This window comes from Wenzhouxiangella psychrophila, from assembly GCF_042310375.1.
In the GTDB taxonomy this organism is placed as follows: Bacteria; Pseudomonadota; Gammaproteobacteria; order Xanthomonadales; family Wenzhouxiangellaceae; genus Wenzhouxiangella.
The window spans coordinates 387653-413209 of record NZ_JBHJMQ010000001.1 but is presented as its reverse complement, the minus strand read 5'-3'; the positions used below and the strand labels follow the sequence as shown (position 1 = coordinate 413209).

Annotated in this window: 14 protein-coding genes; 4 read left to right on the top strand and 10 right to left on the bottom strand. The window is 65.0% G+C overall.

Annotation, left to right across the window (positions count from 1 at the left end; all coding sequences use genetic code 11):
• Positions 1 to 46: 46 nt before the first annotated feature.
• Genes ACDC66_RS01755 through ACDC66_RS01745 form a run of 3 tightly spaced genes read right to left on the bottom strand, consistent with a single transcriptional unit; the run spans position 47 to position 6156 of the window.
• A complete protein-coding gene (locus tag ACDC66_RS01755) occupies positions 47 to 2086 on the bottom strand; it encodes a DUF1329 domain-containing protein (protein ID WP_376694951.1) in 2040 nt (679 codons plus the stop codon).
• Between the two features lie 13 nt (positions 2087 to 2099).
• Complete coding sequence (locus ACDC66_RS01750; RefSeq protein ID WP_376694950.1) at positions 2100 to 3983, bottom strand: DUF1302 domain-containing protein; 1884 nt, start codon at positions 3981 to 3983, stop codon at positions 2100 to 2102.
• Between the two features lie 16 nt (positions 3984 to 3999).
• Positions 4000 to 6156, bottom strand: a complete 2157-nt coding sequence (locus tag ACDC66_RS01745; RefSeq protein WP_376694949.1) for an alpha/beta hydrolase — start codon at positions 6154 to 6156, stop codon at positions 4000 to 4002.
• A 93-nt stretch (positions 6157 to 6249) separates the two neighbouring features.
• On the opposite strand from ACDC66_RS01745, the gene ACDC66_RS01740 reads away from it, so the two are divergent.
• Positions 6250 to 7536 (top strand): Nramp family divalent metal transporter, encoded by a 1287-nt coding sequence (locus tag ACDC66_RS01740; protein WP_376694948.1) that lies wholly within the window; start codon positions 6250 to 6252, stop codon positions 7534 to 7536.
• Here ACDC66_RS01740 and ACDC66_RS01735 read toward each other — a convergent pair whose 3' ends face one another.
• Positions 7537 to 9183: a tetratricopeptide repeat protein gene (locus ACDC66_RS01735; protein ID WP_376694947.1), complete on the bottom strand. Its 1647-nt coding sequence runs from the start codon at positions 9181 to 9183 to the stop codon at positions 7537 to 7539.
• A complete protein-coding gene (locus tag ACDC66_RS01730; RefSeq protein ID WP_376694946.1) occupies positions 9180 to 10871 on the bottom strand; it encodes a CRTAC1 family protein in 1692 nt (563 codons plus the stop codon). The genes ACDC66_RS01735 and ACDC66_RS01730 overlap by 4 nt, the downstream gene beginning before the upstream one ends.
• An 89-nt stretch (positions 10872 to 10960) precedes the next feature.
• Here ACDC66_RS01730 and neuC point away from each other — a divergent pair, with 89 nt between their 5' ends.
• Both neuC and ACDC66_RS01720 read left to right on the top strand, forming a co-directional pair.
• On the top strand, positions 10961 to 12166 hold the full coding sequence (gene neuC / locus ACDC66_RS01725; protein WP_376694945.1) for a UDP-N-acetylglucosamine 2-epimerase: 1206 nt from the start codon (positions 10961 to 10963) through the stop codon (positions 12164 to 12166).
• Positions 12093 to 13271 (top strand): DegT/DnrJ/EryC1/StrS family aminotransferase, encoded by a 1179-nt coding sequence (locus tag ACDC66_RS01720; RefSeq protein WP_376694944.1) that lies wholly within the window; start codon positions 12093 to 12095, stop codon positions 13269 to 13271. Before neuC ends, ACDC66_RS01720 begins: the two co-directional genes overlap by 74 nt.
• A gap of 12 nt (positions 13272 to 13283) precedes the next feature.
• Here ACDC66_RS01720 and ACDC66_RS01715 read toward each other — a convergent pair whose 3' ends face one another.
• From ACDC66_RS01715 to ACDC66_RS01700, 4 genes are read right to left on the bottom strand one after another with little or no spacing between them, the layout of a single operon-like run.
• Complete coding sequence (locus tag ACDC66_RS01715) at positions 13284 to 15158, bottom strand: CRTAC1 family protein (RefSeq protein WP_376694943.1); 1875 nt, start codon at positions 15156 to 15158, stop codon at positions 13284 to 13286.
• A complete protein-coding gene (locus tag ACDC66_RS01710) occupies positions 15155 to 17935 on the bottom strand; it encodes a tetratricopeptide repeat protein (RefSeq protein WP_376694942.1) in 2781 nt (926 codons plus the stop codon). Before ACDC66_RS01710 ends, ACDC66_RS01715 begins: the two co-directional genes overlap by 4 nt.
• Complete coding sequence (locus tag ACDC66_RS01705) at positions 17935 to 21231, bottom strand: FG-GAP-like repeat-containing protein (RefSeq protein WP_376694941.1); 3297 nt, start codon at positions 21229 to 21231, stop codon at positions 17935 to 17937. Before ACDC66_RS01705 ends, ACDC66_RS01710 begins: the two co-directional genes overlap by 1 nt.
• Positions 21232 to 21247: 16 nt before the next feature.
• Entirely contained in the window at positions 21248 to 22225 is a 978-nt protein-coding gene (locus tag ACDC66_RS01700; RefSeq protein WP_376694940.1) for a nitrilase-related carbon-nitrogen hydrolase, read from the bottom strand.
• Positions 22226 to 22360: 135 nt separating this feature from the next.
• Here ACDC66_RS01700 and ACDC66_RS01695 point away from each other — a divergent pair, with 135 nt between their 5' ends.
• Complete coding sequence (locus ACDC66_RS01695; RefSeq protein ID WP_376694939.1) at positions 22361 to 23629, top strand: OmpA family protein; 1269 nt, start codon at positions 22361 to 22363, stop codon at positions 23627 to 23629.
• Between the two features lie 53 nt (positions 23630 to 23682).
• Here the strand turns inward: ACDC66_RS01695 and lpdA are convergent, their stop codons facing one another.
• Complete coding sequence (gene lpdA, locus ACDC66_RS01690; RefSeq protein ID WP_376694938.1) at positions 23683 to 25530, bottom strand: dihydrolipoyl dehydrogenase; 1848 nt, start codon at positions 25528 to 25530, stop codon at positions 23683 to 23685.
• Between the last annotated feature and the right edge of the window lie 27 nt (positions 25531 to 25557).

Below are 25557 nucleotides of genomic sequence, written 5' to 3'. Positions count from 1 at the left end.
CCGGCCCAATGGCCGGCCCCGCGGGTTTAGCGGTTTCTCTCTCGACTCAGCGTCGACCCCGAACTCTCAGTGCCTGCGGCGTGTAATTGCTCGGGCTGAGTTCGACGTTGAAGCTCGGAACGGGATCGTTATTGTCCAGGCCGTTCGCCACGTAGCGGCCGGACTGCAGGTCCATGTGCGACAGCATGGTGGACCAGTAGGTCGGAAGCTCATAGTAGTTGATGGTATGGGCCTCCGAGACGCGCCAGAGATTGCCCTGCTGGTCGTAGTGGTCGGTCAGCGCAATCTGGTAGCTATCCTCATCCAGGTAGAAGGTGCGGCGAGGATGAATATGGCGCGTACCTTCCTTCAGGGTGGCGTCCACGATCCAGACACGATGCAGCTCGTAACGCATGTGTTCCGGGTTCAGGTGGCCCGGACGAACCAGGTCGTCTGGCGAAAGGTCGCCACTGTGAGCCTGGTAGGAGTTGTACGGGATGTACATTTCCTTCTTGCCCACGATTTCCCAGTTGTAGCGATCCATGGCCCCGTTGAACATGTCGGTCATGTCGTTCGTGCGCAGGCCATCGGAAGCGGTACCGGGGTTGTCGTAGGCCACGTTGGGCGCCCGTCGCACGCGACGCTGGCCAGGGTTGTAGATCCAGGCCTGGCGCGGCTGCCTGACCTGGTTGAGGGTCTCGTGAACCAGCAGGATATTGCCCGCCAGGCGCGCCGGCGACTCCACTTCCTGGAAGAAGTAGAGCAGGATATTGTCGGTATCCTCGATCGTCATGCCTTCCTTGTAGTACAGGCCCAGCAGCTCTTCACGCAGTTTGACGAGCTGGTAGGCACCCGATGTGGTCGGCACGACCTGGTTGTTGTAACGCGCCCCGCCAATGCCCTTGTACTTGAGCTTGTGGTTCCAGATCAGGTGGAAAGCGTTCTGGGGCAGCGGGAAGGGAAAGCCTTCGTAGACGTCCTCGACGCCTTCGCCGTTGGCCACGAGTCGACCGGTACTGGCATTGTCGATGGTTGCGTCGTAGATACGTTCCGGGAACGAAGCCGAGCGATGTGTCGGATAGACCTTCATGTAGTAGGTATCCGGGTAGCGCTCGAACAGCGCCTTCTGGCCCACCGACAGGCGGTCGGCGTATTCCTGGTAGTTCTCGCCCGTGATGGTGAACAGCGGCTCTTCATCAGCATACGGGTCGGGGTGACGATCGCCGGACTGATAACCGTCCGGCCAGTCGTCCTGGGTCAGACCGCCGTCCCAGGCCGGAATCGTGCCGTCGTCATTGCCGGCCCGAATCGAGCCCATGGGCGTCAGATCCTCGCCGAGACGCGCGATGTTCTCCTCGGTACGCGGGATGATTACATCCAGGTCGGCCCGACCCATCATCACTTCGGTGGCATCCACTACTTCATCCGAGTCTACAGCGGCCATCCCGGTTTCCGCCTCGTCGGCCGGTGCCGGTTCGTCTTCTTCGGGCATAGCTTCCGAAGCAGCTTCTTCCTGCTCGGCAGCTTCCTCAGCGGCCATGCGCTCAGCCTCCGCTGCAGCCTCGGCTTCTGCCTCTGCCTCCGCTTCTGCCTGGCTACGGGCCTCTTCCTCGGCCGCCATGCCCTCGGCCTCCTCTTCTGCAGCCGCCTCTTCTTCGGCAGCCGCTTCAGCCTCGGCCTGACGGCGCGCTTCTTCCTCGGCTGCCCTGCGTTCGGCCTCGGCGGCAGCTTCTGCCTCCGCCTGGCGACGGGCCTCTTCCTCGGCCGCCGCTTCGGCTTCGGCCTGGCGACGTGCTTCCTCCTCGGCCGCCATCCGTTCCGCCTCCGCAGCGGCTTCCGCTTCAGCCTGGCGGCGCTCCTCTTCTTCGGCAGCCATACGTTCGGCTTCGGCCTCGGCTTCCGCTTCCTCGGCAGCCTGCCTTTCGGCTTCGGCAGCAGCGGCCTCTTCAGCCTCCTGCTCCGTTTCGAAGCGATCGGACATCGAGGTTTCTTCCGTTTGAGCCGGCTCTTCCTCGGCCACGGGGGCCGTTCCACAACCGACGAGAACAGAACCCGCCAGTATGGCGGCGAAGATCGTCAGTCCGGGTTTGATGATTGTGTCTGTCATTGTGACCTCCGCTCTAGAATGAGTAGCTCAGGGAAGCCGCGACGAAGTCGCGGTCGCCCAGCAGGTTATTGTCTCCGGCACCAAAGAAATTGGTGTACGACACGCCCGCCTGCCAGCGCGACAGGTAGCTGAAGTTCAAGCCAACAGTGACCTGCTTTCGGCCCTCGATGAAGTTGCCGCCCGGCCCGGGGGTAACGCCATCGACATCGTGGTTGAACGCCAGGCGCGGCGTCATGTTCCAGGCCGTGCCGAACACGTTGTTATAGGTCGGCGCAAACAGCAGTCGGTAGCCCCAGCTGGTGTCGGTCGCGTAACCGCTGGTCGTGGTGACCGGGCTGCGGGAGTTACCCCCGGTCTGCCGCGAAGGTCCGCCGAAGGTATCGGTGCCCGGTCCTTCGAATCGCAGCTCGCTTTCACTCGGCAGGTCCCAGATACGGGTCATACCGAACTCACCGACGACAGCCACCTGGTTGGCGTTCAGGAAATTGCCCGGCCCGAACAGCTTGGTCAGGGTGAACTGGGCCTGCGACACCTCACGGCGTTCGTAGCCCTGGATGTACTCGCCCGGCTCGAAATCGCCGAGCTGGCTGATGAAACGATTGTAGGGCTCCGGAATCGCCGCGTTCAACGGTGAAAGACCCGCGTAGAGCAACTCGACATCGTCGATCTGCAGGGGCAGGTTTTCACGGTAGCTGACTTCACCGCCCAGCGACCAGCCGCCGACGGTCGTATTGAAGCTCACACCCCACATGTCGATATCTTCGGGGTACTCCACGATCACCGAGCCGGAGGAAGGGGCCGCGTTGGTCACCGCGCGCCCCGACAGAAGCGGCAATCGGCTGTGATAGCGCAGGTGGTAGAAACCGAATTCGGTGTTCAACTGCGGCGCGAAGTACCGGAATGACAGCCCGTACTGGCCGTGCTCGTCCGGCTTGTTGTCGGTCGCCCGTGGGAAAGAAGCGGCACAACCGGCGCCGATGAGCTGCAGTGGCAGCTCGCGATCGCTCGCGCCGAAATTGCCGTTGCGGCAGACCGTTTCGTACAGGTCCGGATTGTTGACGGGCTGCGGCACCAGGCCGAAGTTGAGCATGGCGTAACGGCCACCGGCCGTGGCGAAATCGTTGGTGGCGAAGAAGGTGCCCGAGGGCTCCGCTTCCGTTTCGTCCCATTCGCCCAGCAGAATCGCTTCCACCGAAAAGTTCGGCGTGATGTCCAGGCTGCCCCACAGCATGTTCTGCGGCAGGAAGGCGTCCTTCAGTTCGGCGCCGGCTGTACGCAGGGCGGTGACATCCACCGGGTTGATGGCATTGATGCCGCCGGCGAGGAACGTACTCTCACCCCAGCTGACCACCTGACGGCCGAGTCGCATCGACAATATCTGATCGCCGAGCGGGAAGTCGCCGTAGACGTAGGCGTCGAGCAAGCGTGCGCGCTCGGCTGCCTGGTCCTTGGCGCCGTCGGGCAACTCGTCCATGTCGGTGAGCGTGACATCGTAGAAGTAGTTGCCGCGCACGAAGGCGCCGAAATTGCCGAAGTCGACCGACAGCTCGGAAGTAATCCGGGCCTGGTTGAAGATCGGATCCCACTGATCGAAGTTGAGATTGCCGTCGTCGGAGTTGGCCGAAAAACGGCCCGGCGTGGCGATCTGCTGTTCCAGCGGACGCTGGGACACCAGCGGATCGAACTGGGACTTGGCAATCAGGTCATCGTCGCGGTCAGACACTCGCATGCCGACACCGTAGCTGATGGTGGAATCGAGCGAGATGTCGACCCCGTCGGTACTCAGGTCGATGGCCTGCGCCTGCTGGGCTGCCAGGGCCAGACCGATGGCGCCGGCCAGGATGCCGGGGCGAAGCCCGAGACCGCGCCGACTCGTGTTTGGTTGTTGGCGTTTCATGTTCGGATTCTCCCTATCAATCGTCGGTCTGGATGAGTGACGGATCGCCAATGACGACGGCCGCGCCACCGGAGGCGATCATGCTGGCTGCCTGGCCCTGCATTTCGGCAGTAACCTCCGGCCCGGCACTCGGGTCGAGCAGCGAGCCATGGCCACCCTGAAGCATCCGCACGGCACCGCGAATACCCATCGGGTCCTGCGTCGTCTCCGTGATCGCATCCAGGCCCATGATTCGAATCAGTGGCTCGGTGCCGGAAAGCGGCGCCCCCTCGACAGCATTGGGCACGACCGCATCGCCGGCAACCTGCTGCAGCAGGATGGAGTTCTGTGCAGTCGCAAGCTCGCCCCAGTTGATGGGGTCGGCCGAGTCGATCACCGTCTGGGCCGCGCCGAGGAACTGGAAGTAGTCGGGCGAGAATGGCTCGACGCCGGCCGATTCCAGGCCGGCCCGAATGACCGGCCCGAAGGTCTGCGAACCGGACAGCAGGTTGGCGATGCCACCCCCCGGAACCGACAGCACACCGTTGCCGACCGTCGGCTCGACGGTCAGGAAGGGCGTACCCACCATGGAGCCGAGCGAGAGGCCGACAAAGTTGATGTTGGAACCATCCAGGTCGGTGACACCGTCGCCATCGATATCCATCTCCGGCACGTTCAGCGCCAGGGTCGAGAGATCGATCTGCGCCTGGCGCAGGTTATCGCGCGAGGTCAGCAGGCTCTGGAGATTGATGAACCAGGCGCCGGAACTGTCGATCATGCCGTCGGGTCCGGGTGCCGTGGTTTCGTTGTTGCGCAGGTCGAGGTCAAAGGTGCGCTCGCTCGAAACCTCGCCAAACGGCGTGTTCTCGACATAGAGCGGACTGGTCTGGTCGGTAATGCCGTGTAGCGGCATGTCGATCGAGACGACCGCGAAACCCTGCGAGGCCATGGTATCGGCCAGGGCCAGCATCTGCGAACGGTTGCCCGTGATGCCGTGCTGGAAGATCACCACCGGCCAGCCGGAGGCCGGTCGCGTCTGGCCCGACGATTCGTTGGGTACCGTCAGCAGCATGGGCGCCATCGGGCGCGCGGTCTCTACGGGTAGCGGGTTGGCAACCGTGACATTGGTCGATTCCGGATTGAGACCGAACTGATCGAATGGCGGCACATAGTTGCCCGGTGCGGCCTGCCAGAACTCGGTCAGGGGAGCCGTCGGATTCTCCTCTGTCGGCAGACCGAGGAAGTAAGGCAGTTCGACCACGCCCAGGTAGATGTCGGCAATCCCCGGGGAAGCGCCGGGCGGAAGGACATCCGCCGTGGTCAGGCAGCTTTCCGGCCCACTGCAGGCCTGGGCGACCTGGCTGCTGGTCGGGCCGATGGCCGAGCGCAGCACTTGAAGAACCGGAGTAATGGATTGCGTGGTCGCAGTGGAGGAAACGACCATGCTTTCGCCGGCCACCCCTTGCGATCCGGCGGCGGCCACGTGGGTGCTAATCAGTTGGCGCAGCGGCTCCAACGCCTGGGCCGTTGCGTCGTCGAGCAGCGGATCGGTGCTGTTGCCGTCCCCGTCGACCAGCGGATCAGGCCGCTTGGCCAGGAAGTAGGCTTGCGCCGGCGTGGCCGGGTTGCCGCTGGTGTCCTGGATCCCCTCGGTCAGCACCGCCATGTAGCCGGTCATTTCCTGCAGCGGCTTGAGCGGCACGACGGCGATCGTCTGGCCACTCGGGTCGGAGCCTGCGACCGTAGCCACGTAGTCCTCACCCGGAACCAGCTCACGGTTGACACCGTTCACCGCGGCCGTGCCCTGCTCGAAGGTTACCTCGTAGAAGCGCACGCTACTGCCGGGCACCACGCTGTCCGGATCGATCTCGGCGGTGAAGCTGAAGGTCCAGGGCGCGACCGTGCTGAACCCGTCGAGCGCGTTGAGCGCAACCGTCGGATCACTGAAATCGGTCGGATCTTCGACCGGGATATTCAGCGTCAGGTCATCGGTGCCCGACAGCAACAGGCTGTTGGGGAACGGGATTTCGCCCCCGGCAGGATCGAACACCGCGGTAATGACACCGTCGACGGGTTCACCACCCGGTTTTTCAGCGGGTTCTTGCGGTTCGGTACGGTCTACGCTGGAACTGCCACCGCAGCCGACCAGCCATAGCAGCGCGAGTGCGAGCGCCAGAAATCGGCATGAGTTCATCTGAGTTCTCCCCAAAGCAGAGATGTTTTATGTATTGATCAATACTGTGCAGTATGGCGCAGTACCGACTGGCTCTGCCTGTATGATATGAACATGTTCTTTACTTTTGCAAGCAGCCGCTTCCGGCAACTGCTTTTCGCACTGGGTCCGGGTTTATTGATGGCCGGAGCGGCTGTCGGCGTTTCTCATCTGGTGCAGTCGACGCGTGCCGGCGCCGAGTACGGTACCAGCCTGTTGCTGCTGGTTTTACTCGCCTGCATCTTCAAGTACCCCTTTCTGGAGTTCGGCCCACGCTACGCAGCCGCCACGGGAGAGAACCTGCTCGTGGGTTATCGCCGGCTGGGCCGCTGGGCGCTGGGTCTGTTCGTCGTCATCACGCTGGGCACGATGCTGATCATCCAGGCCGGCGTCACCGTGGTTGCAGCCGGACTGGCCGGACTCGTCTTCGGCCTTGATGCTTCGATCACGCAACTGTCTGCGGGCGTGCTGGCCGGCTGCCTCGCGGTTCTGACCATCGGGCGCTATCGGGGCCTCGACCTGCTGATGAAGATCATCATGGCGGCCCTGGCGGTCTCGACGCTGTCGGCAGTCGCCCTGGCGTTCGGCTCCGGCCCGGACTGGAGCGCGCTCAACCCGGCGGCCAATCTCGATGCCGTCTGGACGGCGACCGGCTTCGCCTTCGTACTCGCCCTGCTGGGCTGGATGCCGATCCCCCTGGACGTGGCCGCCTGGCACTCGCTGTGGACGCTCGAACGCGCCGAACAGACCGGACACCTGCCCAGCGTGCGCGATTCGATCATCGACTTCCAGATCGGCTATGCCGGCGCGACCCTGCTGGCCGTGCTGTTCCTGCTGCTCGGCGCCTTGATGCTGCACGGCAGCCAGGAAGCGCTGCCCGAATCGGGTGTGGCCTTTTCCGGACGGCTGGTGGATCTCTATGCGCTGACGCTGGGCGAGTGGTCGCGTCCGATCATTGCCGTCGCGGCACTGACGACCATGTTCTCGACCACCCTGGCGGTCACCGATGCCTATCCGAGGGCGCTGCGCGCGCTCATCGAACTCAGCGGCATCGCCACGGACGAGGGCTCGAGCGAGCACAAGCACCGCGCTCGCTACATCGGCGCCCTGTTACTGACCTCGATCGGCGCACTGCTGGTCATCCATTACTTCGGCCAGCGATTCACCGCCCTGATCGATTTCGCAACGACGGTGTCGTTCCTGGCCGCGCCGGTCATCGCCTGGCTCAACATCAAGCTGCTCACCAGCGAACACGTGCCCGCCGAGCATCGCCCACGCGGCGGTCTGCTTGCCCTGGCCTGGTCCGGCCTGGGCTTCCTGGTGCTGTTTTGCGTGATCTGGGTCGGCTGGCGCCTGCTGTGATCAGCCCATGCCGGGAGAGAACACCGGGTTTTCGGGCCCGAACGGACGCTCGGCCGGACGCTCGTCACGATAGCGTTCCATTTCAGCCTGAAGGTCGGGACGGGCCTCGACTTCACCGTAGCGCTTGAGCGCCTCGAACAAGGCCTGCGCCTGGAAATCGACGGCATCGTCGAACTCGCCGCGGGCGGCGTGCACCATCGCTCGCGTGGCAGCCGTTTCCATATCCGGCTGTGCATCGTAGAGTGCGACCGCCCACTCCAGCGCTTCGTCAAGCGCCTCGTCGCCAGCATCCAGGCAGGTCGCGCGCATCCTCGCCAGCGCCGTCAGCACGTCGGCGTTCTCGTCTTCAGTCAGCGAACGCGCACGGTTTATCCGCTCGGCGGCTTCGTCGCAGCGCCCCTGCGCCAGGGCGATCATGCCCTGCCAGTAAACGTGGCGGGCCTCGCCGGCGGGATCCGGGGCGCTTTCGGCCAGCTTCCGGAACTGCTCCGCGGCGAGCTCGAATTCACGCTGGTTGAACCGGGCGAAGGCGATTGCCTCTTCGGCCTCGCGGTAGTTCTCGTCAATGGCGAGCGCGTCTCGGTAGGCGGTCAGTGCGGCGTCGAATTCGCCACGCAACTCCTCAACCTGGCCGAGCAACAAATAGGCCTCGGCATTCACGCTGGAACGTGCGACCAGTTCAGCAAAGGATTCGCGGGCGGCGTCGAGCCGGCCCAGCCGCGCCTGTACTTCACCAAGCTGTCTCAGGATGTTGTCGCTTTCGGGGTCGAGTTCACGGGCCCGTTCGAGCAATCCGGCCGCAGCCTCGAAGTTGCCCCGATCGGCCTGGCTCAAGCCGGCTTCAAGAAAGAACTGCGGGCTACGGGATAGCCGGCGGATGCGATCGAGCGTGGGGTCATCCATCGGCGCACGCGCCTCCCCACCCTGCTCCAGATGCTGCCTGGCGCGGTCGGCGTTGCCGAGTTCGCGATGGGCCATGCCAAGGGCCTGGTGAACGGCGGCGGCTTCCGGCGCCTGCTCGAGCGCCTGCTCGAGATGGTCCACTGCTGCTTCGGGCTCGCCCTGCTCGAGCGCAACGCGCCCCAGGCCGCCCAGTACCGCCGGCGAGTCCGGAACCAGTTCTTGCGCGGCCAGGAAGTCGCGTTCGGCGCGGTCGAAATCGCCGGCTTCCAGGTGGGCACGTGCACGATGAATCAGGGCGGCATGATCGCGCGGATAGAGCTCGATGGCGCGATTTAGTGACGCGATTCCGGCGGCGAGATCGCCCTCGCCGATTTCGAGCAGGCCGAGCAGGTAGTGCCACTCCTGGCGATCGGGGCGCAGGGCAATGGCATTGCGATAGGCTGCCCTGGCCTGGGCTGTCAGTTCGTGGGCGAGGCTGACATCGGCGAAGTGCCCGTAGGCCTCGGCCAGGGCGACTTCGTTGCTGTCACTGCCGCTCGCACGCTCGACGCGTTCACGCGCCTCGACCAGCGCCTCGCGCACGGGCTCGGCGACATCATCGAGTTGCAATTGCGGCAACTCGACGAGTTCACTCGAATCGCCCTGAGCCAAAACGTGATCCGACCAGGCGGCCAGGCCGAGTGCCATTGCACTCGCGCCGGCCAGTGCCAGGAATCGTGCTCCGCTTGTCGTCATCTCAATCATTGACCGCTGCCTTTGTTGATCCGGTGGTAGTGTCCGACCGGCAGATCGCCGAAAGTTTCCTTCGTGCCGTCGGCCCACTCCATTTCGAACGCCTGATCGGCCTCGATCTCACCGAGTCCGAATACGATACGCGGATCGCTGGCCGAAGCGTACGAGCCGTCGCGGCGCGAGCGCCGCAGGACGCGTCGATCACCCTCGGCCAGGCGCCAGGCGCGTACGCCCGAAGCGGCCCGGCCATCGACCATGGGCACCAAACCGATCCAGCGCCCGCGTTCATCGAGCCGGTTGACGAGTATCTCCGCCGCTTCGTTGGTATTGACCACCACGATGTCACCACGTCCGTCGTTATCGATGTCGCCGAAGGCGGCGCCGCGGCTGGCCCGGGATCGTCGCAGGGCCGCGCCGGCCCGGTCCGTCGCGTCTTTGAATTGCCCTTCGCCATGATTGATGAAGAGCTGGTTGGTCTGGTGGTAGGGGAACGGGTCGCCGGCGGCGGCCAGGTCGGCTTCCTCGGTCACGGCCCCGTTGGCCACGAAAACATCCAGCCAGCCATCGAGATCGAAATCGACGAAGCGGGTACCGAACCCGGTGTAGGGCAGGCTCGGCGGACCCAGCCCCGAGGCGGCCGAAACATCGGTAAACCAGCCCTGTCCGTCATTTCTATAGAGCGTATTGGTCTCACGCTTGAGATGCGTAATCAGAATATCCTCGGCGCCGGAGTGGTCGTAGTCGGCCGCATCCACGCCCATGCCGGCCTCCGCGGCGCCGTCGCCATTGACCGCGTTACCGGCAAGCATGGCATCGTCCTTGAAGCGCATGTCGCCGCGATTGAGCCAGAAGAAATTGGCGCTGCCGTCGTTGGCCACGTAGATGTCTCGCTTGCCGTCGCCATCGAGATCGGCGGCGATGACGCCCAGCCCGTGACTACTCACCTCACCCATACCGGCCGCATCAGTCACGTCCTCGAAACGACCATCGCCGAGATTTCGGAACAGACGGTCACCCGCGGCAGGGTAGGCCGACGGCGAGCAATAGTCCGGCCGCCCGCTACCGGAGGCGCGACACTCCCGGTGCGAATCCAGATCGTAGTCGGCGTAGTTGACGACGATCAGCTCCTGGTAGCCATCGCCATCGAGATCGGCGAACGATCCGCTCACGCTCCAGCGCGGGTCGTTGACACCGGCCGATTCGGTCACGTCGGTAAACGTGCCGTCGCCGTTGTTGCGCCAGAGCTGGTTGTCGCCGAAGTTGAGTACGTAGAGGTCGGGGTGCCCATCGGCGTTGTAGTCGCCAACGGTCACGCCCATGCCGTAGCCGCGTGCGTCGATGCCGGCCTCGGCGGTGACATCTTCAAAGCGGACCACCCACTCGCCGTTCTCATTACGGGCCGAACGGTTGCGATAGAGCCGATCACCGTGCTCGCGATCGGCCGCCGCCACGTCCGGACCGATGGCGCCGGCCTGGACCAGGTAGAGATCCAGGAGACCGTCGCCGTCGTAGTCGAACAGCGCCGCGCCGCCGCCCATGATCTCGGGGAAGTAGAACTCGCCCTGCATGCCGTTACGGTAGGTGAAATCGACCCCGGCCTCGGCGGCGACGTCGCGGAACCAGTCGCCCTGCGCGCCGGCACCCGAACAGACGGCCAGCCACCCGACGACGACAAAAACTCGCGCAAGCATAGTTACCATGCGGGTACTCTAACCGAGCCACGGTCAGGAAAAGAGAAACTGTTGCCGACAGCAACGAAGCCGCGCATTCTGCCACCCGGAGACAACGCTTGCAATCAGATCATTCCAGCCCGCGACGCATCGCGGTGGTCAGTTCCTCGCGGGCCGACTACGGCCACCTCTACTGGGTCTTGCGCGAGCTCGATGCCGCCGAGGAGGTCGACCTTCGCCTCGTCGCCACCGCCGCCCATCTCTCGCCCAAGTTCGGCCATACGGTCGACCGTATCCGTGAGGACGGCTTCAAGGTCGAGGCCTGCGTCGAAAGCCTGCTCGACTCCGACTCCGACATCGCCATGGCCAAAACCATCGGCCTGACCACCCTGGGCCTGGCCGACCTGCTCGGCCGGCTCCGACCCGACCTGCTGCTGGTCATCGCCGATCGCTACGAAATGCTCGCACCGGCGGCCACTGCGCTGGCCCTGCGCATTCCGGTAGCCCATATCGAGGGCGGCGAGATCAGCGAAGGCGCCATCGACGATGCCGTACGCAACGCCCTTACCCAGATGGCCCACCTGCACTTCGTCTCCACGGTCGAGGCACGGCGGCGCGTCATGGCCATGGGCGTACCCGGCTGGCGCGTTTACCGCGCCGGGGCACCCTCGCTCGATCACCTGGTCAGAAGCAATCTGCCCGAGCGTGAAGTCCTCGAATCGCGTCTCGGCATCCACCTTCGACCGCGACCGCGCGTGGTGGCGATGCACCCGACGACCTGGCTCGACGACACCGCCGAAGAGGCCCGCGCGCTGTTCGCCGCGCTCGATCGCGACCCCGCACCCACCGTCTTCTGTTTTCCCAACGCCGATGCCGGCCACGGCCCGATCATCGAAATGGCCCGCAGCCACTGCCGGCAGCACGAGGACAGCGACCTGTTCGTCAACCTGGGTACGCTCGACTACTGGGGCCTGCTCATGCAGGCGCGGATGCTGGTCGGCAACTCCTCAAGCGGCATCATGGAAACGCCCTCGCTGGCCCTGCCCTGCGTCAACGTCGGCATCCGCCAGCGCGGGCGCGAGCGCGCGGCCAACATCATCGACGTCCCGGCCGAGCCCGGCGCCATCGTGACAGGCATGCGCCGCGCGCAATCCGATGCCTTCCGGCAGTCGCTTGATGGCATGAGCAATCCCTACGGCGAGGGCACGGCGGCCAAACTGATCGCCCGCGTCCTGCGCGAGACGCCGCTGGATGAAAACCTGCGTATCCGCCGCGCCCTGCCCCTGGTCGACGGCGACAGCCCGGCCTTCGATCACCATGGTTGAGCGCCGCATACCGCTGGCCCGCCCCCGACTCGGGGAGGCTGAATCAGCCGCGCTGAGACAGGTCGTCGAAAGCGGCATACTCAGCCGCGGCTGTCAGCTTGAAACCTTCGAGGCCGGCATGGCCCGGCTCACCGGCTCGGCCGGCGGCGTCGGCGTCAACTCGGGCACCGTCGGCCTGCAGATCACCATGGAAGCGCTGGGTATCGGTCCCGGCGACGAAGTCATTGCACCGGCCTTCACCTTCGTCGGCACGGTCAATGCCATCGTCCGCGCCGGCGCGAAGCCCGTGCTGGTCGACGTTGACGAGCACACGCTCAACATCGACCCGGCCAGCGCAGGAGCGGCGATCAACGACCGCACGCGCGCGATCATGGTCGTGCATCTGTTCGGGCGCCCGGCGCCGATGGACGAACTGCTGGCGCTTGCCGGCGATCACGAACTGTTCGTGGTCGAGGATGCCTGCGAAGCCATAGGCGCATCCTACAAGGGGCGCGCAGTGGGCGGGCTGGGCGACGCCGGCGTGTTCGGCTTCTATCCCAACAAGCCGATCGCCACCGGCGAAGGCGGCATGATCGTCGGCAACGACCCCGACTTCCTCACCCGCTGCCGCCAGCTCCGCAACCAAGGCAGCGACACTGTCACGGCAACCCGCCATGCCGGCCTGCCCGGCTTCAGCGCGCGCCTGTCCGAACTCCATGCCGCTTTGGGCAGCGTGCAGCTCCAAAGACTGGAAGAATCGCTAGCAAGGCGACGGGCCGTCGCCGAACGCTACTGTCAGAACCTCGGCGACCATCCAGCCCTGCAGCTGCTTCCGCCGGCGGCCGAACACGAAACCATCGCTTGGTTCACCTTCCCCCTTCGCCTGCGCGACGGAACGCGGGCCGACCGCGACCGCCTCATCGCCTCGCTGTCGGCCGAAGGCATCGACTGCGGCGTCTACTTCGAACCCGTCCACCACCTGCCCTATCACGACCAGCAACACGACGGCCGCGCGCTGCCGGTCAGCGAACAAGCCGGCGATCAGTCAATCGCACTGCCGCTGTATCCCGAGCTGGGGTCGGAAGATGTCGACCGGATCTGTCGCCGGTTTACGGACATCCTTTAATGGGGTTGTCGATCAGGGACGGGTCGCGGCTTTCTGAATGACCAACGTCCGATTAACCGGCGGATTGGTCCGCTCGAACTCGCTGCCGTCGGGCCACGTAATGGTGATGCGATCAACCTTATCGGTCTCGCCCAACCCGAAGGTCACTGGCAACTCAACGCTGGAAAGATAGCTGCGCGCGGGCATGACCGTTCGGTACTGCGTCGTTTCGCCGGCTTCCAGTTTTACGCGAGCGCCGATGGCGTCGGTGTTGGGTGATCGCCCTTCGAGACGAACGCGCAGCCAGTGATGATTGCTGTCGCGCTCGTTGCGCAGCATGAGCGGCGGGCCGCCGATCTGGGTGAGCACGACGTCGAGATCGCCGTCGCCGTCGATATCGGCGTAGGCCGCTCCCCGGCCGACGATGGGCTTGGCCAGGTCGCCGATGCGTTCGGGTGAGAGCGGCCGGTAGGTGCCGGGGCAGGCGCGGCCGCAGTTCCAGAACAGCTGGGCCGACTGGCGGTAGTGCTGGCTGGACTGGACCTGGTTGATCTCGTTTTCGACATGCCCGTTGGCCTGCAGGTAGTCGAGCCGGCCGTCGAGGTCGTAGTCGAAGAAAAACACGCCGAAGGTCAGGGCCATGCGGGTGGCCGGGCCGATACCTTCGCCGATGGTCCGGTCGGCGAACTGCGGCTGCGGTGATTCGGAGACATAAAAAGAACTCATCTCGTTGGCAAAGTTGCCGATGGCCACCGCTATAGCGCGATCGTTGCGGTGCCGGGCAGCATCAATGCCCATCGCGCCGGTGGCATGCCCGTTGCGATCGAATCCCAGGCCCCACTCGGTGCCGACCTCCGTAAAGCTGCCGTCGCCGTTGTTGTGAAAGACGAAGTTCTGGACCGTGTCGTTGGCGACCACGACATCCAGCCAGCCGTCGCCGTCGATGTCGGTCGGCATCAGGGCCAGGCCCTTGCCGATCGGTTCGTCGGTGGCCGGGTTGCGCACGTCAATGCCGGCCTCCGGACCCACTTCGGTAAATGTACCGTCGCCGTTGTTGCGATAGAGGTAGTCGCGCGTGCCGGCGAAGTTCATGGGCGGGCCGTAGGCGCGGCCGATGCCGGTCAGGCGGTAGTCGACCTCGATATCGATCTCGCGCGACCAGTCGACGTAGTTGACCACGTAGAGGTCGAGATCGCCGTCGTTGTCGGCGTCGAAGAAGCCCGCACTGGTGCTCCAGCGAGCATCTTCACCGGCAACGCCGGCCTCGTCGGTCACTTCGACGAAACCGTCGGCGGTATTGCGAAACAGTCGATTGCGGCCGACCGCCGTGGCGAAGATATCCTTTCGCCCGTCGCCGTCATAGTCCGCCACGGCCACCCCCATGCCCTGGAAGTGAACCCCGTCGAGGCCGACCTCGGCTGTCACTTCACGGAACTGCCCGGACCCGTCGTTCTCGTAGAGCCGCAGGGCGTTCGGGCGGGGCGCGTCGGTTTCGGGTGCAAACGACCAGCGATCGCCGTTGACGAACAGCAGGTCGGGATGGCCATCGTCGTTGTAGTCGAAGAAGGCCACGCCGCCGCCCATGGTCTCGGGCAGCATGCGATCCCCGTAAGCGCCGTTATAGTGGACGAAGTCGATACCGGCCGACTCGGTGATGTCGACAAATCGGCCCGGCGGCGGTTGCGGCAAGTCGGCTTGATCGAGCAATCCATCGAGTTCGATCTCGGTCTCAGCCACGGGCGCTTCCGGCGAGTGCTCGAACCAGTAATTCAGGCCGAACCAGCCGGCAGCGATCAGCAACACGCCGGCAATGATCGCCATCGACCAGCGGAAGACACGCCCGATGATGGCGTCGTCCTGCTCGAGGTCTTCGTTCTCGTATTCGAAATCCCGGTGGTTGTCGGTCATGGCTGTTCGATTCGCTCGATGACTTCCCCAACCGCCTGGCTGTAGGCCCCGGCCCCGTCGCGGTGCAGGTCGTAGATCACCACGGGGTCCGCCGCGTGGTCGGCCGCCGGATCGCGGCGGCGGGCCGCGGCAATCGCGCGGTCACGTGCATTGTCGTCAACGCGGTAGCGCTGGTATTGCCGGGAATGCCGGGACGCATCTTCGGTGTTGCCCAGTTCGTCTTCGATCTGTGCCAGGTTGTAGTGCGCCGCGGCGTTTTCGGGATCTTCTTCCAGCGTGCGTCCAAACCACTCGCGCGCCGACTGCATGGCCTGCTTCCTTGCCTGGCCGCTCCTCTGGCTGGCGAGTTCCCGCCAGGTCAGGCCGATGCGATTGAGCAGGCGATAGTCGCGCGAGAAGTCGAAACCGCGCTGTCGCGCCTCGTTGAAGCGCGTTTCCGCCAGGGCCTCGAAGGCTTCCAGGGCCGCTTCGAAGCGACCCTCCTGGAACAGCAGCAGACCGCTGAACCAGGCCATCGACCAGGGCGGCGGCGGGTCATCATGACCGGCCGCCCGCCGGAGTGCGTCGGCCGCCTCGTCCAGGCGTCCTTCTTCAAGATAGACTCGGGCCAGGTTGAGCGAGCCGGCGCTATTGCCGAGCGCCTCGACGTGCTTGAACGCTTCTTCGGCCTGCTTGAGCTGGCGCCGCTGCGGCTTCCTCAGCGCGCCGATGCCGTAATCGTTGAGCCGCTGCCACTGCGGGATACCGCGTTCGGCGACCGTGACCGGTCCGGCCTCTTCGCCCACGGGGAAGCTCACCTCGTCTTCGGCCAGCACCGTGATCGGCAGGTCGTTGCGATCAAAGGGCGGGTTCTCGACATGCTTCATCAGCGCGACGTCGAACTTGCGGTAGTGCACCCGGGCGCGAACCGTCAGCTCACCTTCCATCGTCTCGGGCACTTCGAGTCGATAGTGGAGCAGGTCGGCGGCGCCCGGCGGAATCTGGTGGTTATAGAGCGGCACGAAGATGTCTTCGGGATTGCGTCGCTCGATGCGGTTGCCTTCACGGTCGAGCACGTAGGCGTTAATGAAGTGCGACCAGGGATCGACCCGGTGCTCTTCGCCTTCCATGCGTCCGCTGCGACCGATAATGCGCCCGTCGTGCTCGACCTCGATCTCCACCCAGACCTGGTTGGAGTCGGCCGTACCCTGCGTGAAATGATGGCCCATACCTGTGGTACGAACCACGGTCTCCAGCAGGTACTCGCGGCCGGGAACGAGCGCGGGCACTTCAGGGCGGATCGGTGCGATGAGCTCGCCGTCGATGCGCCCTTCGGTGCGCAGTGCGGCGATGTCGACCCGCAGGGCGTTCTGCAGGTAGGCCTGGTGCTTCTCGACGACTTCATCTGGCAGGCCCACCATCTTCGGGACCGCCGTATTGGCGGCCGGGAACATGTGGTCGCGGACGGTGTAGCCTTCCGCGCCTTCACGCAGCCGGGCGCCGAAGTCGTCGGAGGCGACCGTCGGCATATGGCAGCTGGCGCAGTTCTCGCGCGCCTGGTCCGGGTAGTAGAAGCTGCTCACTCCGTGACCGGAAACACCGCTGAGCAGGAAGGAATCGTAGTGGTTCTGCCCCCTGAGCCACTTGTAGTCGTTGAGGTGCTCGGGCAGGTGGACCTTATGGCAGGTACCGCAGAACTCGGGCTCTTCGTGCAACGGCTTGAGAAAGGTCTTCTTGTGGAAGGCCGGCTTGGCCTTGATCAACTGCGCGTTGACCCACTCGAGCACGGGCTCGTCACTGAAGGCGAAGGGATAATGCACCGGCTCCTCGACGGTGAAATCGCCGTTGCCGCGCGGGCTGTTGACGTTGGTGATGGCGTGACAGGAGGTGCAGGTGATTCCGGCATGCGCCGTTGGGTGATTGACGTCGTCGTAGTCCGGATCGTCGAAGGCACCCGACAGCAGCGGCACCAGGTCATGGCAAGCGGCGCAAAAACGCGCGGCCTCGACGTTGCCGTCGCGCTCGAGCGCGAACTCGCGGGTATTGCGCACCGACATCAGGTAGACCGGATTGTTGAACGACGCCCAGCGATGCATGCTGTTCTGCCACTGGCCATGGACATCGGCGTGGCACTCGGCACAGTAGCCGTCCATCATCAGGGTCTCGGCCGGAATGTAGTCGCCGGTGGCCGAGCGGGTCAGTGCCGGCTCGAAATCGGCCTCGCCGTATTCACCCGGCCGATTCCACTGGCGCGGGTCCTGGGCCTGGAGCGCGACCAGGCCGAGGGCGAACAACCCGCCGAGTCCGGCCACCACCAGCCCCGACTTCCAGCGAATGCGCGGGCCGGCGAGCCGATGCAGGACGAACAGCCAGATACAGGCCAGCGGCACGATGACGTGGGCCCAGTAAGCGATCGTGCGCACCGTCTCGCTGCGGATCTGGAAGAAGTCGAAGCGCACCAGAAGAATGCCGCTGACGAGCAGGATCAGCACCGCCGCGAACAGGCCGAGCCCGGCGTAGACCGCCCGCCGGTTCGGCCGGCGCCAGGTATTGCGCATGTGCAGGCCGATGAAGACCAGCGCAGGCACGACCAGCAACAGCCCGAAGACCAGGTGGAACAGGAACATCAACTGGTAGGTGTAGTCCTGGAAGGTCTCGCCGGACAAGTACTCGGACAGGGTCACACCGCCGAGGTAGACGGAATTGACCAGCAGCAGCGCGAACAGCGCCATCACCGCGACCAGCAGCCGCTTCAGGCGTGGACCGACCGCCTTGCGCGGACGCTTGCGCTGGGTCATCAGTAACCTCCCCGGAAACGCGTGAGTGTATCCCGGTGCAGCGCTTCGCGCGAGGCGTTGTCGGCGTGCCCCGGCAGCGGGCCCACCGTTTCGCCGTCTCGGGTGTAGAGGTCCATGTCCTTGGCATAGCCGCGAACCTCCAGCACGATTTCGCGCCGATAGCCGTCGGGCGGCTCGCTCGGCGCCGCGAACTCGAAGTGCACTTCCTCGCCCGGCCCGATGACCGCAAAGGCCTCGTCAGCTTCGGTCACGAGGTTCTCGACCGGTCCGAGCGCGGTGTAGTAACCGGTCGGCGCCTTGGTGTCCCAGAACGGCTGTCGGTCGGCGTAATCGTAGTACGGCCGTCGCTGATCCAGGGTCTGGCGACGGGCGAAGCCCTTGCGCGCCAGCCGTGCCCGGTCGACCTCGAGCGTGTGTGCGAGCGCGTTCCCCGGCGGCGTTTCGGCCTGCACCACGGCAATGCGATCGAAATAGACTTCGAGATTGGTGCGCAGCCTCAGCGCCGTAGTGCCGAGCGGCAGCGCATCGAGCGGCAGTGACATCTCGCGCGGCATGCCGGCCGGATACCCGAAGTGCTCATGGACGGTCTGCCAGCGGCCGTGAGCGCGCGCTTCCAGGGTCGGTGCACGGTAGTCGGCCCCGGCCTGCCAGGCGGCGAAGACCGTCTGCGAATACGGGTATTCGACCCAGCCGTCGATGATCAGAACGGGACGGCTGTCGGCCGGGTTGATCACTTCGTCGAAATTCAGCGTGAGCACATGCTCGCCCGAAAGCCGGCCGAGGAAGCGCCGGTCGCGCTCGCCGACCGGGGCCGCCTCGGAATCAACTTCTCGCAACGCTTCGGTCACATCCTCGCCGCGCTCGTTGACGGCACGCTCAACCGGCATCAGTGTCTCGTCGCGGTAGAAGACGGGGTCGCCGGTCGGAGCCGGACCGCCGCCGGTGTGCATGCGCTCGTCGAGCGCCAGCGACCAGCCCGGCGGCAGATCGTGAACGTGCAGCCGTGCCGCGTCCAGATAGGCGACTTCTTCCATCGGTTCCCCGATCCGGATCTCGTAGCGACCGTCGCGCGGCGCAATGCTGCCTTCGGGAAAGCGGAAGTATTCCCAGGGTCGCGGGTCGGAGTACTCGCCGGGCGCATGCAGAAATCCGATGCCGGCCACGCCGAGCAGGTCGGAGACGAACTCGAAACCCTCGCCGTTGTAGGCGAACAGCACCGGGCAACTGGCGAGCTGGCGCTGGGTCTCGGCAATGCGGTGGAGCTCCCCTCCTGCCAGTCCCATCTCGGTCTGTAGTACGCCGTCGCTCCAGTGCAGCTGCACGAAATCGATACGCTCATGCTCACCCAGGCCGACGGCGACCGGCTGGAGGCTCTGGCCCGGCGCGGAGTGCCGATCGTAGGTATCGAGCAGCGCCCAGCGACTGCCGATGCGCGCGGCAATACCCGTACCGATGCCCGAGGCGTTGGAGCGCATGCCCTCGGCGCGCTCGGAACGACCGGTCGGCGCCAGGGCGGCAAAGTGCCCCCGTCCCGGGCCCGGCGCCCAGTGACGCAGCCGGCGGCCCTCCTGCTCGCCGACCAGGCCGATCAGCGAGGGGCCGCGATCGGGGTCGACCAGGACGGGCGCGAGCGCAACGAGCGCGGCCGAATGCGAGACGAGCGTTTCCAGGCGGACCGGGCCTTCGCGCCAGGCCAGCACCTCGAAGCCGTCGGCATGGTGAACCAGGATTTCGGGACGGCCGTTGCCCGAGATATCCAGCGCGGCCAGGCCGACCGTCTCGGGTGCTTCGAGCGCGACCTGTGCCAGATCCGCGGCCTGCCAAAGGCCGTCCGAGTCGGGAAGCCAGCGCGACACCCGGCCCTCGTCGTTGATCGAAACCAGCGCCGGCTGGCCGCTGGCCTCGAAATCCGCCACGGTTAGCGCCCGCGAGGCATGCTGCCGAAAGGCGTCGAAGGCCGGTGTTTCGCGATAGCGCCAGAGTCGATCGTTGACCAGCACCTGATGCGGAGCGTCTTCGTGCAGCACGACGATATCGCCGTCACGATCACCGTCGAGGTCGGCGGCCAGCACCATGCCGCCGTGTCCGTGACCTTCCAGATTCGCTTCCGATGTCTCGCTCAGTCGACGCCAGCTGCCGTCGAGATTGTTGCTGTAGAGCTCGTTGGGGCCGTCGGCATTGACCACGAAAATATCCAGGTCGCCGTCGTGATCGGCGTCGAACAGGCCGACATCCGCGCAGGTTCCCGCATCGGCAACATCGTCGTGCCCAGCCGCCGGTTGCCAGTCGTTTGCGCCGGACAGGAGCCGGTTGGCACCGCGACCGCACAGGTACACGTCGAGCACACCATCATTGTCGATATCACCCCAGGCGGCGGCCAGGACGCCCTCGTGACCGCTCAGCGGATGATCTTCGACGCGTTCGAACCGACCGTCCCGTTGCAGCAGCACCAGGCTCCCGTCGGGATCGGCAATGAACAGATCCAGCTGGCCGTCGCCGTCGATATCAGCCGTGGTAAGCGTTGCCCGGCGGTTTCCCTGCGGCAGTCGAATGCCGTCCGTGGCCTCGGCCAGGACGGGGCCTTCGGGCATACTCGTGGAAGAAGGTTCGCCCGAACCGGAGACGGCCCGGGCCTCGGCCAGCGGCCCCATGCGCGTGTAACGGAATTCGGCCAGGTGGGCGCGCGGATTGTTGGCGAATCGCTGGTAGGCTTCCAGCTTTTCGCGGGCGGCTTCGGGCTCACCCGTTTGCCGCATGACAAGCGCCGCGCCGTAGTAGGCGCTGCGCAGGTAGGGGTCGAGTTCGATGGCGCGCTCGTACAGGTCAAGCGCGTCCTGGTTCCTGCCGAGTTGGGCGAGCGTCTGCGCGGTGAAGTACGCCGCGTGCGCGTCCTCGGGTGATGCCTCGAGCACCCGCTCGAAATGCGCCAGCGCGCGCTGCGACTCACCCAGGTAGTAACGCATCAATCCAGCCACGTAGTTGGCCCGGACATGATCGGCATCGATCTCGAGCACTTCGCCGACCAGGGCCAGCGCGCGCTGCTCGTCGCCCTCCTCCTGGCGATTGAGCGTGGCAATCGCTTCGTTGACCCGCACCGCCAGCCAGTCGGGATGGCTCTCGGCGAGCTCGGCAAAAACCTGTCGGGCTTCCTCATTCTTGTACTGGCCCATCAGGCCGACGCCGCGGTTGTTCTTTTCGATGGCCTCGGGCGGCAGTTCGGACTCCTGCGGCTGGCAGCCGCCGATGAGCAAGGCAAGAATCACCGCGAAAGACAGGAGGAATTTGAATCGATTCATGTTGTTTCAGGCAATCTCAAGGCAAACGGGTCTTTGCGGCCGCGATTCTCCGGTTGGACTGTTCGATGCTGATCGCATCCGCCCCCGCCGGTTCCAGCCGCTGCTGCCGGGCGTAATCGTGAATTTCCGCCCGATAATGGGCGCGCGTGTCGTGGCCCCGTCGGCGCTCACGCTCGGCACGAAGTGTGCCGATATCGATCGGGGCGACAACCACCTTCTCGCCCGCACCGGGATCGGCTTGCGCAAGAATACGACCGTCGTAGTCGACCACCATGGAGCCGCCGGGCCAGGAAAACGGCGGGTAGTGGTGCATTTCCGCGCCCTGGTTGGAAGCCACGACATAGGCGGTGTTCTCGAGTGCGCGCGTGCGATTGACCAGGGTCCACCAGTCGGTCGGCTGCTGCGTACCCCAGGGATCCATGTAGGCGGAGACGCGAACCAGCAACTCGGCGCCGCGAAAGGCCAGCTCACGGATGGTCTCGGGAAAGAGCCAGTCGTAGCAGATCGCCACGCCGAGCCGGCCGATCTCGGTGTCGACCACCGGGAAGGGGTCGTCGGCATAGTCGGGCAAGTCGTGCGGGCTGGTATGCACTTCCCAGGGAATCCAGGTGTTGATCTTGCGATACTTCGACAGGATGCCCTCGGGCCCGATCAGCAGGGTCGAGTTGAACACCAGGCCCGGCCAGTCGTCGTCGCGCTCGAGAAAAGTGCCGGTCTGGATGTAGCAGCCGTACTTCTTCGCCAGGTTCTCGTACTTGACGGTGTGCTCGTTGGGCAGTTCGACGGCCACGGTATCAAGCAGCTTCTTCGGGTCGTCGTGGATGGGCACGGCATGGGCGAACTCGGGGAAGACCAGCAGCCGCACATCGAAAAACGGCTCGTAGCCGATCACGGTCTGCTCGATGATCTCACCCATGCGCCGGACCCGTTCGCCGATCTCGTGACGGTGGGCGGGTGCCGGAAAATTGGTCTGGCAGGCAGCAGCGTAATACACGGGATGACATGCACAGTGGATAAGGCCCGCCAAGGATATCACCCGTCGGCTCGATACTGATCGTGGAAGCCCGGCCGGCAGGAATTCTGACCGTTCTCGTTAGAGTAGTAACCAGACGCATCCCCAGGAGTCGACATGGACCACGCCACCAGAATCACGATTTCGTTGTTGCTGTTCACGCTCGCCGCCCCGGTTGCAGCCCAGGCGCCCGACAGCGGCCGCGACTACCCCGACGGCCATGGTGGCAAAGTCTTCTTCCCGATGGGCGATCGCTCCTTTGCCGACGAGGTGGTTTCCTTCGAGGCCGGCGATCCCGACGGCGGCGATGCCTCGGCACGACCCGAGGCCGTCCTCAATGTTCCCGACTTTGCCGATGTCGGTGATCCCGGCTTCCTCACCCTGGGCTGCACCGGGGACCTGGTCGTGGCGATGACGGACAACAATCTGATCGACATCGCCGGCCCAGACCTGTACGTATTCGAAGTCGGGCCGGACACCGAAGCGACTGCCCTGGCGATTTCCGAAGACGGCGAGGACTGGATTCGGGTCGGGCGCATCGCCGGCGGCAAGGCCGAGGTCGATATCGCACCCTATGTCGAGCCCGGCAGCTCCTACCGCTACGTCCGCCTGGTGGACCTCAAGCAGGCCTGCAACAGCCGTACTCCGGGCGCGGACGTCGACGCCATCGGCGCCATCGGTTCAGCCACTAGAATCGCCCTCGACAGCGAAGTACTGTTCGACTCCGGCGAGCACCGCCTCAAGCCCGGCGCCCACGAGGCACTCGAGGAAGTCATCGCATCCATCGAGCATCCTGACGGCACACATATCGAGGTCGCTGGCCATACCGACAGTGTTGGTCCGGAAGCCAGCAACCAGACGCTTTCGGAAAACCGCGCCAGCTCGGTAGCCGATTTCTTCATCGAATCGGGCCGCTTCGGAGAAGACGCCATCACAACCGAGGCCTTCGGTGAGTCCCGCCCGATCGCGAGCAACGACACGGCCGAGGACCGGGCGCGGAACCGTCGCGTGGAGTTGACCGTGCGTAGCACGCCCGAAGCAAACAACGAAGAACGCGCGACCGTCGACATTCTGGGCGTGTGGGACGCAGGCGAACACGGTGTGATGGAATTGCGCCGCGTCGACGGCACCATCGAGGGCGACTACACGCTCGACAACGGCGCCGTGCTGGGCGAGTTCGTCAGCGACACCGTGTTCGAAGGCTACTGGATCGAGGACGACTCGCGCCGAAGCTGCGACAGCGAAAAGGACGGTCGCGATCACTGGGGGCATCTGCGCCTGGAATTCGAGACGGCCGAGCGCGACCGGTTCGAGGCCTACTGGCGCTACTGCGGTGAGGACGAGGACCGCGGCGCCTGGAAGGGCAGGCTCGAGCGGCTGCTCTGAAACCGGCCGGGCCGGCTTGGCCGGGACCGCCTGGCTGCCCCGGCTGACGCGGTCTACTTCTTCGGCATGTAGAGATCGGTGATGGTGCCTTCGTAGGCTTCGGCGGCCATCATCACCGACTCCGACAGGGTCGGGTGCGGGTGGATGGTCAGGCCGATGTCGGCCGCATCGCAGCCCATCTCGATGGCCAGGGTGAGTTCGGCGATCAGGTCGCCGGCGTGCAGGCCCACGACGCCGGCACCGATCAGCCGGTCGCTCTCCTTTTCGAAGATCAGCTTGGTGAAGCCCTCGGAACGATCCATGCCGAGTGCCCGGCCCGAGGCCGCCCAGGGGAACTTGCCCACGCCGTAGTCGATGCCTTTTTCTTTCGCCTGCGCTTCGGTCAGGCCGACCCAGGCGACTTCCGGGTCGGTGTAGGCCACCGATGGAATCGCCCGTGCATCGGCGGCGCGCTTTTCGCCGGCGGCGACTTCGGCGGCGACCTTGCCCTCGTAGCTGCCCTTGTGGGCCAGCATGGGCTGGCCGACGATATCGCCGACGGCGAAGATGTGACCGACGTTGGTACGCATCTGTCCATCGACGGCGATGAAGCCCTTGTCGTCGATGTCCACGCCAGCGGCCTCCGCATTAAGCTGGTCGCCGTTGGGACGACGGCCGACGCAGACCAGCACGCGGTCGAAATCGGCCGAATCGGGTGCGTCCTTGCCGTCGAACTGGGCGGTAAGCGCCTTGTCGCCGGCCTCGACTTTCTCGACCCTGGTTTCCAGGTGGAAGTTGACGCCCTGCTTCTTCAGGTGCTGCTGCAACGGCTTGACCAGGTCGGCATCGGCGCCCGGCATCAGCTGCTTCATCATTTCCACCACGGTCACCTTCGAGCCCAGTGCGCGGTAGACGCAGGCCATTTCCAGGCCGATGATGCCGCCGCCGATGACCAGCAGCTTCTCGGGCACGTCGGCAAGCTGCAGCGCACCGGTCGAGTCCATGACTCGGTCGTCGTCCCAGGGCACGTTGGGGATCTCGATCACGCGGGAGCCGGCCGCGATGATGCACTGGTTGAAGCTGACGGTGCGTTCCTCGCCGTCATGCTCGACGGCCAGCTCGTGCTCGCCGCTGAACTGGCCCATGCCCTGGATGATCTCGACCTTGCGCTTCTTGGCCATGCCCGCCAGGCCGCCGGTGAGCTTACCGACGACGTCGTTCTTGAACTCGCGCAACTTGTCGATATCGATGTCGGGCTTGCCGAAGGACACGCCATGATCAGCGAGGAGTGCAGCCGAGTCGATCACCTGCCCGACATGCAGCAGCGCCTTGGACGGAATGCAGCCGACGTTCAGGCACACGCCGCCGATCGAATTATAGCGCTCGATCAGGGCGACCTTCAGGCCCAGGTCGGCCGCCCGGAATGCCGCGGTATAACCGGCGGGCCCGGAGCCGAGCACGGCCAGGTCGAAATCGTGATCGTGATCCTTGGGATCACGATCGGGTTCGGTGTTCCGGGTTCCGGGTTCCGGGCGGGCTTCTTCACCGTCGTCGGAGCCACCAGATTCATCGGCATTATCAGACTCTTCCGAAGCCTCCCCTGAACCCTGAACACTGAACCCTGAACCCTTATCATCATCCTTGTCGGAGTCACCGTCACCCGAATTTTCCCCGGCGCGTTCGGAAACCTCCACGACCCCGATGACGTCACCCTCACCGACCTCGTCGCCTTCCGAGACCTTGAGCTCCACCAGCTTGCCAGCTGCCGGCGACGGTACTTCCATGGTGGCCTTGTCAGACTCGAGCGTAACCAGCGACTGTTCGACCTCGACTTCGTCGCCTTCGGCGACCAACACCTCGATAATCGGCACCTTGTCGAAATCGCCGATGTCGGGGACTTTGATTTCTTTTTTGTTGCTCATAGCAAGCTCTCAGGTGTTCATTTCGAT